This window comes from Natrinema altunense (assembly GCF_000731985.1).
GTDB classification, from domain to species: Archaea; Halobacteriota; Halobacteria; order Halobacteriales; family Natrialbaceae; genus Natrinema; species Natrinema altunense.
Window position 1 is genome coordinate 123,008 of sequence record NZ_JNCS01000007.1, and the last position, 14,495, is coordinate 137,502.

The window sequence follows — 14,495 nt, forward strand, 5'->3', positions numbered from 1 at the left end:
GTCGCCGGTCGACCGGACGGGGGACCGTCCGGCGGTCCCGGCGACCCCGCAGCGCGGACGGCTCCCCGGTGTTTCGGCCGGTCACCCGTCGATGGCGGCGGCAGTCATCGTCGCTAACGCCCGATAGTAGGGTTCGCGCGTTTCTCGCTCGACATCGTCGAGGAACTCCTCGATCCACAGTCGCGGATGCTCGTCGAGGAACCGTTCGCACGTCTCCGGGTCCTCCCGTTCGAGGAGATACGCGGCGAACTCGAGTTCGGTCGCGATGTGGTCCGGCAGGTCCGGCCACTCCGGCTCGAGTCCGAGCCCGTACGACCGGTACCACGTGACGACGGCGCGCGTCGATGGCCCGAGCACTGCGTCGTCACCATCTCGATAGAGGCTCTCGTAGGGCGGACACACGGGTTCGGCCGGACCGACGAACAGCCGCGCGTACTCGACGCGGAGGTCCTCGACCGAGGTCTCGGCCACCTCGGGTTCGATCCGTTCGAACGTCCCGTCCGACACCGCCGCGAGGAGGTCCGCGGTCGGCTGTCGCCAACAGCGAGCCAGCACCGAGTACCCACCTGCCAGTCGACCGCGGTCGTCACCCTCGAGCACCGAGTTACGCATCGCCGGTCACCTCCGCATCGGCTTCGTCCTCGGGACGACGGCCGCCGTCGGTCGCCACAGGGTCGGCCGTCGTTGCAGTCGTGTCGTCCCGCTCGGCGCTGACTGGGGTGCGGTCGTCGGGCTGGATCGGAACGACCCGAAGGCCGAGCGTCACGATCAGCGCGCCCACGGCGACGAGACCGACTGCGACCATCACCTCGACGATCGTGGGGGTGTAGCTGCCGGTCGTCGCCCAGATATCCGCCTCGAGTCCGGTGTAGTCGGTTCCGGTCGTCACGCCGGGTGCGGCGTCGATGTTCAGGTCGTGATACCCGGTGAATATCAGGTACACGCCCTCGAAGAGGATGCCGACGATCGCCGCGACGCTGGCCACGAAGACCGCTTTGATCCGACGACGGAGGGACGGCACGGCGAGCAACGCGATCGGAAGCACGCCGCCGATGAGCGTCCACAGCCAGAAGTGGATCGTATCCCCGACGAGGAACGCGCTTGTGATCGACCAGAACTCGAAGTGCGCCGCCCACGCGTGGGGCAGTCGTTCTGCCGCGACCAGGTAGACGACGTGGACGGCCACGAAGATACCCAGCAATTTCCCGAGTTCCGGCACCAGTTCCCGCGGGAACCGAAACCGCGTGAACCGGTCGACGAGGATGCCGGTCACCAGCAACAGCGCCAGCCCCGACACCAGCGCTTTCATGATGAACATCGGCGCGACCAGCGGGTTGAACCAGTCGCCACGGCCGATCTGGGTCGCGAAGATCCAGCCGGTCACCGAGTGCAACCCGACCGCAAGCGGCATCGCGATCGCCGCCGCCCAGAAGGCGCGTTTGCGGTCGCGTTCCCGGCCCGCGGGCGTGTCCTCGACGCCGAACGCCAGCCGCGACCCCATCTTCGCGAGGTCCCGTCTGGTTAGCAACCAGAGATACCCCACGTTGAACAGCCCGTAGAGGAGTACGATCCCGAAGTCCCAGACCATCGGCGAACGGGGGTCCGGCGACGTCAGGAAGCCGGTCACTCGGCTCGGACTCCCGAGGTCCGGCAGGATCAACAGCCCGGCGACGACGATACACCCCAGGCTCAACAGCACGCCCAGCGCGGCCAGGCTGTCGTACCGCTTCGAGTGGAAGAACTTCGGCGCGCTCGAGATGATCAGCCCCCCCGCCGAGAGGCCGATGAACAGGACGAACAGCATGATGTACAGTCCCCAGGAGAAGACGTTGTCCATCCCGGTGACCGCAAGCCCCTGCTGGAGCTGATACGCCCAGGCACCGAGCCCGGCCACGATCAGCACGCCCAGCAGGGCGAGCCAGGCTTTGCCCCGCGTTCCGAAGCGGGGAACGACGACGCCGGCGTCCGACGCGGAACTCATTGGCCGTCACCTCCGTCGGTCGCGACGCCGTTGGGGTTCCCGACGTCTTTCTTCTCGGTTCCCTCGAGTTCGTTGCCGCTTCGCGTTCGACCGGGGCTCATCTCGCCGCGGATGTAGTAGGTGTTCGGATCGGTCTCGAGTTCGTCCAGGAGTTGCTCCGTTTCGTATTTCTCGACGTATCGCGAGGCGGTACTCTCCTCGTCGTCGAGGTCGCCGAAGATGCGAGCGTCGGCCGGACACGCGACCGTACAGGCCGGGTCGAGGTCCTCCTCGAGCCGGTGACTACAGAAGGTACACTTCTCGACGACGCCTCGCTTGCGCTCCTCGACGTTGCCGGTCCCGTCGGTGGGCAGCGTCTTGGGGTCGTCGAAGTTGAACACCCGTGCGTTGTACGGACAGGCGCTCATACAGTACCGACAGCCCATGCACTTGTCGTAGTCGATCTCGACGATGCCGTCGTCGCGTTTGTAGGTCGCGTTGACCGGACAGACCTTGACGCAGGGGGCGTTGTCGCAGTGCTGGCACGCAAGCGGCAGATGGTTCATCGAGAGCGTCCCGTCGCGTCCGTTTTCCGGGTACGAGCCCTCGGGTGTGTCCATCGCGTCGCCGCCCTCCGTGAGGATGCGGTTCCACTGTTTGTCGAGCGAGACGTTGTTCTCCTGGCTGCAACTCACCGCACACGCGTTACAGCCGATACACCGCTCGAGGTCGATTACCATGCCGTAGTCGGTCATCAGTTGTCACCGCCGTTCGGGTACCCCTCGAGCCAGTCGGCCGACTCGGGGGCCGTGTATTTGCTCGTGTCGATGTCTTTCGGTGCGGGTTCGACGTCCGCTCGAACGTCGTAGAACGCGAAGGTCGGGGCCAGATCGTTGACCTCCATGTGGGTGAGATCCTGGTGGCTCCCGTGAACGTAGTCGTCCGTCCACCAGCCTTGATCGATGTTGATCAGTCCGGGTCGCATCCCTTCGTTGTAGCTGGCGCGGACGACCACCTCCCCGCGGTCGTTGTAGACGCGGACGTAGTCGCCGTCGTCGATCCCCCGGTCTTGGGCATCCGACGGATGGATGTCGAGGGTCGGTTCCGCGTTGAACTTCCGGATCATCGCGTTGTCCGCCCACTGGGAGTGAATCCGCCACTTGGAGTGTTTCTGCATGAAGAGCAGCGGATACTCGTCGGCGAGGTCGTGATCGGCGGCGGTTCTGTCCTCGATCGGCCGCGGGAGGTCGAGCACCGTGCCGTCGTCCTCGACCGGGTGGTCCTCGTCGTAGAGTTCGATCCGCCCGGTGTCGGTCGGGAACGGATCGGTGTACTTGATCCCCGCCGCTTCGTCCTCGACGCGAACGTTCCCCTTCCGGCGGAGTTCGTCGAAGTCGAACCGATCGTCGTTCGACGCGATCTTCCTGAGTTCGGCGCGCTTGTCGTCGAGGAACAGATCGTCGTACCCGAGTTTGTCCGCCAACTCCGCGATGATGTGGTAGTCGTCCCGCGCATCCCACAGCGGCTCGTGTGCCTTCGTCCGGTGTGAGATGTGCGGATGGGACCCCCACGCGTCGGTGATGTCCTCCCGCTCGAACCAGTGGGCCGCCGGCAGGATGATGTCCGCGTGCTGGACCGTCGGCGTCCGATGGAAGTCCGCCATCGCGAACATGTCGACGTTCTCGAGGAGATCGTGCCAGCGCTGGCGGTTCGGGAACTGGTTGGCCAGCATGTTCGACTCCATCCCGTAGATCGCCTTGATCGGGAACGGCTCGCCGTCCTCGAGCGCGGCGGGGACTTCGTGCATTGACAGCGACTGCGTTCCCGGCGCGCCGTCGGGAGAGCCGTACTCGCCGCTGTTCAGCGTCGTCCCGGAGGGGTGCTGGGCGTGGATCGTGCCCGACTTCCCGTAGTCCCCCGTCAGCGCCAACAGGATGGCGTAGGTCTGGCCGAAGACGTGTCCGTACTTGTACCGGCCGAGCGCGTAGCTCGGCGCGATCCCACCCGGGCCGCGGGTCGCGAGCCATCGGGCTGCGGTTTTGATGTCGGCCGGATCGAGGTCGGCGACGGACGCCACCGTCTCCGGCGAGTAGTCCGCGACGTGCTCCTCGAGCAGCGACAGCCCGGTCGTCGCCTGGATGCCGTCGACCTCGTACTCGCCGAACAGTTCGACCGCCGCGTACGTGTCGGGCTCGAGCGGCACCGGCTCGCCGGTTTCGGCGTGGATACCGACGACCCGATCGTCGTCGGCATCGCCCTCGAGGTCCCGCATCCGAAGCATCTCGTCGGTGTCCCCGCGGACGAGCGCGCCGGCGGTCGTTCGCTCGCGAAGGAACGCGTCGTCGTAGGTCCCTTCGGCGAGGACGTCGTGGATCATCGCGAGCGCGAGGTGGGTGTCCTTCCCCGGTTCGATCGGCAGCCAGAGGTCCGCTTTCGACGCCGTCGTCGTGTACACCGGATCGACGACGACCAGTTTGGCACCGCTTTCGATCGCGTCGAGGACTTTCGAAGCGTCGTTCTGGAACTGACTCTTGAAGAGATCGGAGCCCCAGACGATGATCGTGTTGGCGTTGACCCAGTCGGCGGACTCGTTCGTCGGCGGGAGGAAGAACCCGTGTCCGGTGATCCGGTTGAATCCGACGCCGACGTTCGAGTCGATCGACCAACTCTGTTGGGTCCCGCCGAACATCGACGCCAGCCGGCCGAAGATCGTGGTTCCCATACCGTTGTCCCCGGATCCGGTGTGGAAGAACACGCTCTCCGGCCCGTACTCCGATCGGACGCGGCGCATCTCGTCGGCGACGTACTGCAGCGCTTCGTCCCACGAGACCTGCTCGAATTGGGCGTCCTCGCCGCGGCCGCCCGGATTGGGAGCGTCGGGTTCCCAGTCGGCTCGTACCATCGGGTACTTCAGGCGCTTCGGACTGTACACGCGCTGGACGTGTGACTGTCCGAGGAGGCACCCCCGTCGATACCGTTCGTCGTCGGTCATCTGCGGTTCGACGAACTTGATCTGTCCGTCCCTGACGTGGACGTTGAGAGGACACTTGCCCCGACAGTTCGGCGCACACGCCGTATTGAGTACCTGCGTTTCGTCGAACAGACCCTCGACCGCGGCGTCCGTCTCGTCCCGCGTGAGCGATTGGAGGGCGCTGTGCCCGCCAAGCCCCAGCATACCGGCTGCTGCCCCGGCCGAGAGGAGCACGGACCGCCGACTCACGCCGGCCCCGTCCTGCTCACTCATCGGCATCACCCGTGTCTATCGGCCGGTCGTCGACGCCGAACTCCTCGAGCACGGCGTCGTGGTACTTCTCGTGGAACTCCGCCTCCGTCATGCGGCCGGTACTGACCCGGACCGCGTCCCTGCTCATCTCCTTGCCGAGCTTCGGATCATAGGGGCCGTCCGCGAGGAGTTCGTCGGCCGTCTCCTCCCAGACCGCTGCATCGATACCGACCGCCTCGTCGTCGATCATCCGCGTCTCGTCTGAGTTTCCCATCGTGATCCCTCCACGTTCGGCTACGAGCCGCGAGGCCGAGCACTCGCGGGCAAATAGTTTCGTCTTTTATAAGCAGCAGCGCGGTAGTCGATGGCGATCCCGCCGTCCTCGCAGCCGAAACTCCCCGCGACAACCGGGCTACCCTTCAAGCAGGTCGAGCAACAGTTTCGATTCGGCGGCGCTGAGTCGCTGTGAGAGCGTCGACTTCGAAATCCCGAGCCGGGACGCCAGCGCCTCGAACTCGATCCCCCGCGGATCGTCGTAGTAGCCGGCTTCGATCGCCCGCGTTAGCGTCTCCTGTTCGCGCTCGGTCAGCAGCGAGAGATCCGCGGTTCGCACGTCGGTAAACTCGTCCGTGTCGGACGTCGTGAGTCGTCGCAACGAGACGTGGTCGACGACGTCGCGTAACTCCGCGATCAACTCCTGTAACGTGTCACGGTCGGACAGATACGTCGTCACCACCGTCGCGCCGTCCTCGACCGCTCCGAACAGCGGAACACACTGATGGCGACGAAAGACCGCACACGGACAGGACTGGTCGACGGTGGTTTCCGTCTGCGTGACCCCCGTCGCCTTCGTCCCGGCATCCGAGATGACGTAGCACGTATCGTTCATGATCTGATGCCGGACCATCGGCTCCTCCTGGGTCCCCTCGAGAATGCAGTCCGTTCCGGCGAGATCGAACCGGATTTCGGCCCGGATCTCCCGCTCGTCACCCGGTGTCCCAACGGTCGTCCCGTCTTCCTGTGCGTTCATAGCTAGAGTTCGGAACATCGGGGACAAGAGTCCGCGCGGAGTTCTCAGACGCCAAGAACCATCGGAAGCGGCTCCGCCGTCACGCCGCGATCGGCTCAGCATCGGTCGCGACCGTAACCACGATGTCTTCGACGGCTCGGCCGGCGAGAGGGACGACCGTACGCTTTCGACGTGGGCATGCAGCGACGCCCCTCGGAGTCGCTGCGATCCCGACGGCGTCGGAGGCTGATCCGCCGCACGGGCGACGCCGGACCGGCGGCTATTCAAGTCCCGACGGGCTACGGATAGCTATGGAGGACGTTACGGACGCTGGAATCTACGCGCGGGAATCGCCGTATCTCGACCGGTACGTCCAGCTCGGTGTCGCCAGCGGACGGGTGCTGAGCGTTTCGTTTCCGGACAGTCCAGACGACGACGCCGAGGACGACCATCCCGTTCTCGATCGGATCTTCGACTACCTCGACGGCCTCGAGGAGATCACCTTCGAGGACGTACAGGTCGCGATGACCATGCCGACCGACCGGCGGGCGGTCCTCGAAGGGGTCCAGGGGATTCCCTACGGCGACCAGATCTCCGTCGAGACGCTCGCCCGGATGACGTCCGGGCTCGATCACGAGGACGAGGACGACATCATTCTCGTCCGGACCGCACTCGCCGAGAACCCCGCGCCGCTTTTGCTCCCGGATCACCGCGTGCGCGACGGCCCGAGCGCCGCGCCGCCGGACGTCGAACAGAAACTGCGATCGCTCGAGGGACTGTAACCGGCGGTCAGTCTCAAAACCCCGACCGGTCGACCGTTTCCGGCGCTTCGAACTCGGTCGCCAGCTCGAGCAGTTGGACCAGAATCCGGCCGGTCGCACCCCAGACGGTGTAGCCGTTCACGCGGAAGTAGTGGATGACGATCTCGCCGTAGTAGGGATGAGAGCGACGCTCGTACTCGTAGTTATCCGGATCGAGCAGCCCCGACAGCGGGAGGACGACGATCTCGGCGACTTCGCTCTCGTCGCGGACGTACTCCCGATCGGGGACGTGGGCGACGAACGGCGTCACGGCGTACTCGGTGACGGTCCGAATGTCGTCGAGTTGCCCGACCACTTCGGCTTCGCGTCGCTCGAGGCCGATCTCCTCGTTGGCCTCCCGGAGCGCCGTCTCGAGGATCGTCTCGTCTTCGGGCTCCGCGCCGCCCCCGGGAAAGCTCATCTGGCCGGGGTGTTCGCCGAGGTGGTCGGCTCGCCGGGTAAAGAGCAGGGCGTCCTCGCCGTCGCGGTCGACGACCGGCGCGAGGACGGCCGCGTCGTACTCCTGGTCGCCGATCTCGGTCGGCTCGTAGTTCGCGACCGGATCGAGCAGCAGTCTCCGGTCCGTCATTCCTCGAGCGCGTCCTCCAACCGCCGTCGTTCGTCCGTGAGATCGACCGGTGCCCACGCCTCGACGTCGTAGCTCACGTCGATCAAGGTCTCGATCCGCTCCGTCTCGCCCGCGGCGACGGCCTCCTCGGCGGCCTCGAGCACGCGTTCGCGGACCGTCTCCCCCAGCGCCTCGCGATCGGGGGCTCGCGGCTCGATATCGAGGATGTGTGGGACGTCCTCCGCGTGCTCCGGCACCGTCGGAAACGCCGTCGGGCCGGCGATTAGCAACGCCTCGCCGTCCGCGTCGGGGGCGTACCGAACGAGCGCGAACGACTCGAGTGCCTCGTCGATGGCCGCCGTGAGGGCCGCGTCCTCGACGGTCCGTCCGTCGGCCCGGTAGGCGGCCTCGGCGAGCGCCCGCTCGAGTTCCCCACGGGTCAACCCGCCGAAGAGGTCGACCACGCCGGCCAGTTCGTCGGCGGTCGCGTCCATACGCTGCCCAACGGCCGATGGCGGGATTAGTCTTGCGAGCCAACGCGGCGCTCCCGCCAGGGGCGGGCGGCCGCGAGCACGTCGGCCGGATCGAACGGGGCGTCGGTCCACCGCGGCAGGCGCGTGTCCGGCCCCGGCGGTGCGATCGAGTCGGCGTAGCGCGACATCTGGTCCCGCTCGTCCGCGGGGTCGTACGCCAGACCGTTGAACGCCGCGTCGGCGCGGTACTGGTCGATCAACTCGTCACCGGCGGCTCGGTATCGCTCGGGGAGGGTCTCGTACGCGGGGTCGACGCCGTGCTCTTCTACCACCCCCAGGAGGGTAGCCGCCACTTCTCGGCTCATCCCCTCGAGTCCGGTGTCGCCGGCGACCGCGCGGTGGTCGTGTTCGTGGCGACCGAGGTCGACCTGTGCGGAGCCGTCGAAGCCGGCGATCTCGTAGGCATCGCCGAGCGTGCCGACCTCGAGCCCCCACGCACGCGGCGCGCGAAGCCGCCGGGCAAGGCGGGCACTCGCGGCGAACTCGCCGGCGAGCGCGTACCGGAACGCACCGAGGTAGTCGACGATCGGCGCGTCGTTGGCGTCGGCCAGGGCTCGCAGCAACGGTTCGTAGAACAGTCGGCAGAGCCGCCCGTAGAGCCGGTCGCCTTCGACGCGCGCGTAGTATCCCTTCGCAAAGTCGAAGTCCATCGTCAGCGGTGCGAGCAGGCGCTGGACGTGTGCGGCCTCGTAGCTGCGCGCGTCGGCGTCGTGGACGACGACTGCGTCGGCGACGTCCGCGGCGGGTCCGAGGGCGAGCCAGACGTCCCGTCCCTTTCCGAACCCGCCGTCCAACCCGGCGTCGGCGAGCACGGCATCGACATCCGGCGCGTTACACCACAGGACCCGTGTCGGCAGTGCGAACGAACCGAGCCAGTCCCGAAACGGTCCGATTCGGTCGGCGTCGGCCCGAACGGGGACGAAAACCGCCGCGGGTGCCGGCTCGAGGCGCTCGAGTTCCGCGAGGACGCGCTCGGCGGCGGGGCTCTCGTGCTCGCGGCCGGTCATCGGGACGACGACGGCCGTGTCGGCGACCGCGGCGGCAGCTTCGCGGGCGAGGTCGCCACCCATCCCCGCGTCCCCGTCGCCGAACTCGTGGAGCGTGGCGATCCGCTCCTGGACGTACTCCATCGGTGGGGTCTTCGAGCGGACCGGTAAAACGGCCACGGATGCGGCCAGATACCCCGTCGGCGGGACCGGATCGAGGGCGCGGTCGTCACCGAACGCCGAGCCGAGTCGAGACCGGCTAAAGCACCGGTCTTTTTCTTCCCCTCCTGCCTACAGGGCGAACATGAACTCAGTCCGGAAGGCGCTTCGCGCCGGCGACCTCGAGAAGGATACCTACGATCGGCTCGTCTGTGGCGAGTGCAAGAAGCCGCTGAAGACCGAAAACGACCCGGACGAGATCAAGACGGTTCGCATCTGTCCGGACTGCGGCGCGGAGTGGAAGGAGATCCGCTAGGCGGGAGCGCGGCCGGCTAGCGCTCGCCCGCCATCGCGGAAAAGAGTCGCTCCTCGAACTCCGCGCGGCTGATCCCGTCGGAGGGGCCGATCCCGTTCATGTGGTCGACCGAGAGCTGACCGCCGCCCATCCGCGCGTGGCCGCCGGCGCTGGCCATCGGGATATCGCTGATGGCGTGGCGCAGTGTCTCGCCCATGTGAACCCGGTCGTCGCGCGACCGGCCGGAGAGGTGGATCGTCCCGTCGTGTTCGCCGTAGACGACGACGGCCGTGACGCCCTCGAGATGCATGAGCTCGTCCGCGGCCTGGGGAATCGCGTCGACATTACCGATCTCGCCCACGTCACAGACCGCGAAGGGACCCTCGATTCGCTTTTCGGTGATCGCCGTCGCCTTGACCTGCAAGACGTCGTCGCTGACCTGCGGGTTGGCGATCCGGTCGAGCAGGTCCTCGTCGATCCCCGAGAACAGCGCGGCGCAGGCATCGAACTCGGCCCGGGAGCAGCCGTTGGTCAAGTGGTTCGTGTCGGACTGGATGCCGTAGAGTAGCCCCGTCGCGAGCTCCGGCGAGACCTGAACGTCGCCCGAGCCGTCCTCGTCGGCCATCGACGCGTCGATATCCGTCAAGTACTCGACGATGATCGTCGACGCCGCGCCGTAGTCGGTCCGGACGTCGGTGAACTGCGTCCCGGCTCCGTTGCCGGGGTGGTGGTCGACGACCGCGATCGGTTCGACGGTCTGGGCACCGGTAAAGCCCCGCGGCGTGTTGTGATCGACCAGGACGACCGGGTCGGTGGCGAGTTGGGAACTCGCCTCGATGGACTCGAGGTCCAGATCGAGGACGGTCCGGAACGCGCGGTTCTCCTGATGGCGGATCTCGCCGGAGTACTGCAGCGTCGCGTCGGTCTCGACCGAGTCAGCGATCCGCGCGACGCCCATCGCACACGACATCGCGTCCGGATCGGGATTCGGATGCATCAACACCGTCACCTCGTCGTGTGCGGCGAGCATGCGTCGAAGACGTGCACCCGGCGGACGACGGAACCAGCGAACCACCCACCACCCACCGAGGACGAGGCCGACGACGGCGAGAACGAGAAGCGAGAGAACGAGCGGCTCGAGGGACCGGATCGAGTCGGCAAGCGACTCGGTTACAAGCGGGGTCGCCCCGACGACGGGACCGTCGATCGGGACGCTCCGATAGCTCATATCGAGTGATCAAATCGAACCACCAAGAAATTTCCCCCGATTCCCCGGGTCACGGCGGGAATACTCAGCTAACTAATCCGTCGGTATCGGGCCACTGAAACGGCTTACACGCCGATCGAAGGCTTTGGATCGGGCGGACGCCGAACGTATCAACCGTTCCGATAGGTCTCGATCGCGTCACGGTACCCCTCGCGGTACGTGGGGAAGGCGAACTCGTAGCCAAGCGCTCGGAGCTTCTCGTTCGAACAGCGCTTGCTCGTCAGGATCCGGCGACGGCCCGCCTCGGAGAGATCGTCGTCCGCCAGTCGGTCGGCTTTCGTCCGCTTCGGCGGCCGCTCGACGTTACACTCGTCGGCCAGCCAATCCGCGAACGCCCACTTCGAGACCGGCTCGTCGTCGACCACCTGAACGACCTCGCCGCGAGCGAGACTCCCCTCGAGCAGGGAGCGAACTGCGCCGGCGGCGTCGTCCCGGTGGACCATGTTCAGATAGCCCTCGGTGACGGGGCCGTCGAGGTAGCGCTCGAGTCGGTAGCGGTCGGGGCCGTACAGCCCGGCGTAGCGCGCCACGGTGCCGTCGAAGCCGTATTTCGCCGGCAGTTCGAGGGCGATCCGCTCGGCCTCGGCGAGCACCTCCGTCTTCTCGGTGGTGGGCTCGAGCGGCGTCTCCTCGTCCACCCAGTCGCCGTCGTGGTCGCCGTGGACGCCGGTCGAGGAGGTGTACACGAGTCTGTCGGGTGTGGTCTCGCGTTCCCCGAACGTCTCGATCGCCGTTCGTAACCCGTCGACGTACACGTCCCGGGCGGCCTCGGCACCTCGTCCCCCGCTGCTCGCGGCGAAGACGATCGCGTCGCCGTCGGGAACCGCTGCGAGCGCGTCCCGATCGGTGATGTCCGCCCGCACCCCCTCGAAGCCGGCGGCGTCGATCCGCTCGACGCCCTCCTCGGATCGGCGGACGCCGATCGGCTCGTGGCCTCGCGAGGCGAGTTGTCGGCCGAGCTCGATGCCGACGTACCCACAGCCGAGAATTGTAACCTTCATAGCTCGACTCGTGGCCGGCTCTACATAATTTCACCGCTCGAGGCGACGTTCCGTGTCTTGCACCGTGAATCGTCGCCCGAATCGCCGGCTGGCCGGTGAACGTATCCGTGGACGGCGACGCAGCCGACGGAGAGTGATTCAGCGGGCCGGCCCTTCTCCGGAGTCAGGGCGCGCCGTCCGCGATCACGTACTGGATGTGGACGAACTCCCCGAACGACATTGGCGCTCGCCCTTCGATCTTCTGATGGATTTCCTTTGCGTCCAGGTCGATCTCGAGGTGACTCTCGACCGCGTCGACATCGAGGACCGCCGTCGACATGCCCAGTAGCAGGTGCTCGAGCGCCATCGTCACGATCGTCTCCGGGTCCGGTGTCCCCTCCTCGAGCGACTGGATTCGGGCGGCCTGCTCGAGGGTCAACGCGGGCGACTCGCCCGCGGCCACCGCCTCGAGCGTCTCTCGCTCGAGGTCGGTTTCGTCGGCGACGGCCTCGGTGCCGCGATCGTCGACGATCGTTGCGAAATCGGCCTCGTACTCGGCCCGGAGGTCGGCGGGCGAGTCGGGAACGGTCATCCGCTGGTCGTAGAACATATGCGAAGGGACGGGAATGGCGTAGAAAGGGATTGTGACATTCCCGTTGGTCACGTGCCGCCGTCCCCGGGCGACCGATGCTCCGTATCGACGACGGGTGGCGGCCGGTCGGTGGGCCGATTCGACCCTACGACCGGCGTTACTCGTCGCCGCCCGTGACGGCCGTCGTTTCGCCGGTCGTCGATGCGGTCTCACGGGGCTCCGCTCGCGTCTCGGACGTTATCTGCCAGCCGGTCACGCCCATACAGAGGAGCACGAGTGGCGACAGGAAGCCGAAGAAGTAGTACGGCGCGTACGACAGCGTCGGGACGCCCAGCGTTCCGGCCATGAACAGGCCGCCGCTCGACCACGGGATGAGGACCGCGGTCGTCGTGCCCGATGCTTCGACGGCACGCGAGAGGTTCTCCATCTTCAGTCCCTGTTCGCGGTAGAGGTTTCGAAGGGACATCCCTGGGACGACGATGCTGATGTACTGTTCGGCCGCGAGGACGTTCATCGAGATCGCGGAGAGGACGGTGACGCCGGTGAGGCTCGCCTCGCCACGGCTCAGTCGGCCGAGGTGGTGTGCGAGAACCGCGAGCACGCCAGCGCGCTCGAGTAACCCCCCGAGCGAGAGCGCGGCGATCGCGATCGTAACGATCCACGCGCCGCCGAGTAGGCCGTCGCTCTGGAGCAACCCGCTTACCAGTTCCATCCCGGTCTCGGGAGCCGTTCCGGACTGTGCGACGGTCCACGCCGCGGCGAACCCGGTCCCCTGGATGCCGACGGAGGTGAGGACGCCGGCGAACACGCCGACGCCGAGCGCCGGCAGCGCCGGCAGGCCGTAGATAGCCAGTCCGAACGTCAACACCAAGGGCACGAAAACGAGCGGTGTCACGACGTACGTGCCCTGAATGGCACCCTGGATCTCCGCGATCCGTCCGGCGGGAATCGTCCCGGAGGCACGGAGGCCGAGGATGGCGTAGAGCGCGACGGAGAGGCTAAACGCGATGAGCGTCCCGAACCGCATCGCGTTGATGTGATCGTAGAGGTCGGTGTTCGTCACGGCAGCGGCGAGGTTCGTCGTGTCCGAGAGCGGGGACTGCTTGTCACCGGTGTATGCGCCGGTCAGAATCGCGCCGGCTGTCATCGGCATCGGAATGCCGAGTCCGGCCCCGATACCGATGAACGCGACGCCGAGCGTCCCCGCGGTCGTCCACGAGGAGCCGACGGCGAACGTGACGAGCGCCGCGAGGATCGCGGTCATCGGCAGGAAGATTGCCGGTGTGAGCAGTTCGAGCCCGTAGTACATCAGCCCCGGAATCGTCCCCGCCTGAATCCACGTGGCGATAAGCGCATAGACGACGAACATGATGAGGATGACCTGCATCCCCATGAGGAGGCTATCGGTAATTCCGTCGTACTGGTCTGCCCACGACAGGCCGAGGTGGTACCGGGCGAACAGCCCGGTAAACGCGATCCCCCAGAGGAGCGGGAACTGCGGATCCAACTCGAGCAAGACGATCCCGACGCTGAGGAATCCGAGCATCGCCACGACGGGGACGAGCGCCGCAAGCAACGACGGCCGTTCCTTGGGATCGATATCCTCGAACAGTTGCGGCTCGAGCGCTACCATCGGGTCACCTCGTGCCCGATCCGGTCACGATCGAGTCGAACCGACGACGGGAACCGCTGTCGACGTGTGGCCGATCGATCGGTGTCGGCAGTGCCCCCCGCGTCCGGAACGGCGTCCACGCGGTCGGGCCGTCTCGTGGACGATCCCGTCTCGAGCCGGGGTATCCGTCGTCTCGGTGTCTCGGTGCGATGCTGGGCGCGCGTCGGGTGGGTGATGCTCGCTACCATGTAAACAACACTCGTGGTTCAGTCCAAGTAGTACTGGTTTCCATACGGTCAACTATTTATGTACCGGCTGTCAGTGTGGCGCGTTCGTCCCGACGAACCCAGTCCGGTTGTATATCGGTTTCCGTTCCGCGCTCGCCATCGCGCCGAGTGACAGTCCGTGTCCGCAGACTGTCGGCGGCATCGGCTCGAGTGGCGTTGCAGTCGGCACACGAAAGCGTCCGAACCGCGTCACCGTACTCGCGACCGCGCTCCAAAACGAGAGT

The 14,495-nt window shown here is 66.7% G+C and carries 15 protein-coding genes; 2 read left to right on the plus strand and 13 right to left on the minus strand.

All coding sequences use genetic code 11. From position 1 onward, the window contains the following. Positions 1-81: 81 nt before the first annotated feature. From ALTAJ2_RS13435 to ALTAJ2_RS13460, 6 genes are all read right to left on the minus strand, one after another. On the minus strand, positions 82-612 hold the full coding sequence (locus ALTAJ2_RS13435) for a TorD/DmsD family molecular chaperone (protein WP_007107726.1): 531 nt from the start codon (positions 610-612) through the stop codon (positions 82-84). After that, positions 605-1,981, minus strand: coding sequence for an NrfD/PsrC family molybdoenzyme membrane anchor subunit (gene nrfD, locus ALTAJ2_RS13440; protein WP_007107727.1), 1,377 nt, complete (start codon positions 1,979-1,981; stop codon positions 605-607). Before nrfD ends, ALTAJ2_RS13435 begins: the two co-directional genes overlap by 8 nt. Next, positions 1,978-2,715 (minus strand): sulfate reduction electron transfer complex DsrMKJOP subunit DsrO, encoded by a 738-nt coding sequence (gene dsrO / locus ALTAJ2_RS13445; RefSeq protein ID WP_007107728.1) that lies wholly within the window; start codon positions 2,713-2,715, stop codon positions 1,978-1,980. Before dsrO ends, nrfD begins: the two co-directional genes overlap by 4 nt. Further along, positions 2,715-5,210 (minus strand): molybdopterin-dependent oxidoreductase, encoded by a 2,496-nt coding sequence (locus ALTAJ2_RS13450; protein WP_007107729.1) that lies wholly within the window; start codon positions 5,208-5,210, stop codon positions 2,715-2,717. The genes dsrO and ALTAJ2_RS13450 overlap by 1 nt, the downstream gene beginning before the upstream one ends. After that, positions 5,197-5,457, minus strand: coding sequence for a 4Fe-4S ferredoxin N-terminal domain-containing protein (locus ALTAJ2_RS13455; RefSeq protein WP_007107730.1), 261 nt, complete (start codon positions 5,455-5,457; stop codon positions 5,197-5,199). Before ALTAJ2_RS13455 ends, ALTAJ2_RS13450 begins: the two co-directional genes overlap by 14 nt. Before the next feature lie 138 nt (positions 5,458-5,595). Then, positions 5,596-6,213 (minus strand): helix-turn-helix domain-containing protein, encoded by a 618-nt coding sequence (locus tag ALTAJ2_RS13460; protein ID WP_007107731.1) that lies wholly within the window; start codon positions 6,211-6,213, stop codon positions 5,596-5,598. Positions 6,214-6,503: 290 nt separating this feature from the next. Here ALTAJ2_RS13460 and ALTAJ2_RS13465 point away from each other — a divergent pair, with 290 nt between their 5' ends. Continuing rightward, complete coding sequence (locus ALTAJ2_RS13465; RefSeq protein WP_007107732.1) at positions 6,504-6,974, plus strand: MGMT family protein; 471 nt, start codon at positions 6,504-6,506, stop codon at positions 6,972-6,974. A gap of 13 nt (positions 6,975-6,987) precedes the next feature. On the opposite strand, the gene ALTAJ2_RS13470 is transcribed toward ALTAJ2_RS13465, so the two are convergent. The 3 genes from ALTAJ2_RS13470 to ALTAJ2_RS13480 are packed head-to-tail and all read right to left on the minus strand — an operon-like array spanning position 6,988 to position 9,223. Continuing rightward, a complete protein-coding gene (locus ALTAJ2_RS13470; protein ID WP_007107733.1) occupies positions 6,988-7,581 on the minus strand; it encodes an NUDIX hydrolase in 594 nt (197 codons plus the stop codon). Next, positions 7,578-8,054 carry a DUF7109 family protein gene (locus ALTAJ2_RS13475; RefSeq protein WP_007107734.1) on the minus strand — a complete coding sequence of 159 codons (477 nt, stop codon included), beginning with the start codon at positions 8,052-8,054 and terminating at the stop codon, positions 7,578-7,580. The genes ALTAJ2_RS13470 and ALTAJ2_RS13475 overlap by 4 nt, the downstream gene beginning before the upstream one ends. 26 nt (positions 8,055-8,080) lie before the next feature. After that, positions 8,081-9,223, minus strand: a complete 1,143-nt coding sequence (locus ALTAJ2_RS13480; protein ID WP_007107735.1) for a glycosyltransferase family protein — start codon at positions 9,221-9,223, stop codon at positions 8,081-8,083. Between the two features lie 160 nt (positions 9,224-9,383). Between ALTAJ2_RS13480 and ALTAJ2_RS19790 the strand changes: the two genes are divergently transcribed. Beyond that, complete coding sequence (locus tag ALTAJ2_RS19790; RefSeq protein WP_006186405.1) at positions 9,384-9,554, plus strand: HVO_0758 family zinc finger protein; 171 nt, start codon at positions 9,384-9,386, stop codon at positions 9,552-9,554. Positions 9,555-9,570: 16 nt separating this feature from the next. Here the strand turns inward: ALTAJ2_RS19790 and ALTAJ2_RS13485 are convergent, their stop codons facing one another. The 4 genes from ALTAJ2_RS13485 to arcD all read right to left on the minus strand — a co-directional run bounded on the left by ALTAJ2_RS13485 (position 9,571) and on the right by arcD (position 14,005). Further along, a complete protein-coding gene (locus ALTAJ2_RS13485) occupies positions 9,571-10,761 on the minus strand; it encodes a DHH family phosphoesterase (RefSeq protein ID WP_007107736.1) in 1,191 nt (396 codons plus the stop codon). A 149-nt stretch (positions 10,762-10,910) separates the two neighbouring features. Continuing rightward, entirely contained in the window at positions 10,911-11,801 is an 891-nt protein-coding gene (locus tag ALTAJ2_RS13490) for an SDR family oxidoreductase (RefSeq protein WP_007107737.1), read from the minus strand. 163 nt (positions 11,802-11,964) lie between these two features. Next, on the minus strand, positions 11,965-12,390 hold the full coding sequence (locus tag ALTAJ2_RS13495) for a DUF5791 family protein (protein WP_007107738.1): 426 nt from the start codon (positions 12,388-12,390) through the stop codon (positions 11,965-11,967). A gap of 139 nt (positions 12,391-12,529) precedes the next feature. Beyond that, a complete protein-coding gene (gene arcD, locus ALTAJ2_RS13500) occupies positions 12,530-14,005 on the minus strand; it encodes an arginine/ornithine antiporter ArcD (protein WP_007107739.1) in 1,476 nt (491 codons plus the stop codon). Positions 14,006-14,495: the final 490 nt, after the last annotated feature.

Coding starts and splice junctions, on each gene's coding strand:
- ALTAJ2_RS13495 (WP_007107738.1), bottom strand. CDS start 12,390: ATGTTCTACGACCAGCGGATGACCGTTCCCGACTCGCCCGCCGACCTC.
- ALTAJ2_RS13480 (WP_007107735.1), bottom strand. CDS start 9,223: ATGGAGTACGTCCAGGAGCGGATCGCCACGCTCCACGAGTTCGGCGAC.
- ALTAJ2_RS13460 (WP_007107731.1), bottom strand. CDS start 6,213: ATGAACGCACAGGAAGACGGGACGACCGTTGGGACACCGGGTGACGAG.
- ALTAJ2_RS13435 (WP_007107726.1), bottom strand. CDS start 612: ATGCGTAACTCGGTGCTCGAGGGTGACGACCGCGGTCGACTGGCAGGT.
- ALTAJ2_RS13450 (WP_007107729.1), bottom strand. CDS start 5,210: ATGCCGATGAGTGAGCAGGACGGGGCCGGCGTGAGTCGGCGGTCCGTG.
- ALTAJ2_RS13455 (WP_007107730.1), bottom strand. CDS start 5,457: ATGGGAAACTCAGACGAGACGCGGATGATCGACGACGAGGCGGTCGGT.
- nrfD (WP_007107727.1), bottom strand. CDS start 1,981: ATGAGTTCCGCGTCGGACGCCGGCGTCGTCGTTCCCCGCTTCGGAACG.
- ALTAJ2_RS13465 (WP_007107732.1), top strand. CDS start 6,504: ATGGAGGACGTTACGGACGCTGGAATCTACGCGCGGGAATCGCCGTAT.
- ALTAJ2_RS13490 (WP_007107737.1), bottom strand. CDS start 11,801: ATGAAGGTTACAATTCTCGGCTGTGGGTACGTCGGCATCGAGCTCGGC.
- ALTAJ2_RS13470 (WP_007107733.1), bottom strand. CDS start 7,581: ATGACGGACCGGAGACTGCTGCTCGATCCGGTCGCGAACTACGAGCCG.
- dsrO (WP_007107728.1), bottom strand. CDS start 2,715: ATGACCGACTACGGCATGGTAATCGACCTCGAGCGGTGTATCGGCTGT.
- ALTAJ2_RS13485 (WP_007107736.1), bottom strand. CDS start 10,761: ATGAGCTATCGGAGCGTCCCGATCGACGGTCCCGTCGTCGGGGCGACC.
- arcD (WP_007107739.1), bottom strand. CDS start 14,005: ATGGTAGCGCTCGAGCCGCAACTGTTCGAGGATATCGATCCCAAGGAA.
- ALTAJ2_RS19790 (WP_006186405.1), top strand. CDS start 9,384: ATGAACTCAGTCCGGAAGGCGCTTCGCGCCGGCGACCTCGAGAAGGAT.
- ALTAJ2_RS13475 (WP_007107734.1), bottom strand. CDS start 8,054: ATGGACGCGACCGCCGACGAACTGGCCGGCGTGGTCGACCTCTTCGGC.